This is a genomic window from Neisseria sp. P0001.S005 (assembly GCF_051963715.1).
In genome coordinates this window covers 1-319 of the sequence record NZ_JBQCTZ010000885.1, presented here as the reverse complement: position 1 = coordinate 319, position 319 = coordinate 1, and the positions used below count along the sequence as shown (strand labels likewise).

Genomic DNA, 319 nt, shown 5'->3' with positions numbered 1-319 from the left:
CAACGGCATCCTCATTCCGGTTCTCAAAAACCATCAAACCTCCAGCCGTCCCCAACATATCCACCCCATCGACAGCCGCTACAAACGCATCGGCCACCAAATCGCCGCCAACGATCTTGCCCTGTTCGAGCGAAATCCCGAACACATCTTCACCATCATCCAAACCATGCAGGAGCAAAACATCACCACCATCGAGCCGCAAACCCTGCGCGCATGGTGGGCGGCCACACGAAAAATCAACACCCGTTTCACCCAAAATCCAGAAAACCGCCGCCGCTTTATCCAATTCTTCAAACACGGCACCGGCCTTACCCAAACC

The 319-nt window shown here is 54.5% G+C and carries 1 pseudogene; it reads left to right on the top strand.

Going from position 1 to position 319, the window contains the following annotated elements:
• Positions 1 to 319: pseudogene (locus ACTHSP_RS23350) on the top strand ([protein-PII] uridylyltransferase); the annotation flags it as partial.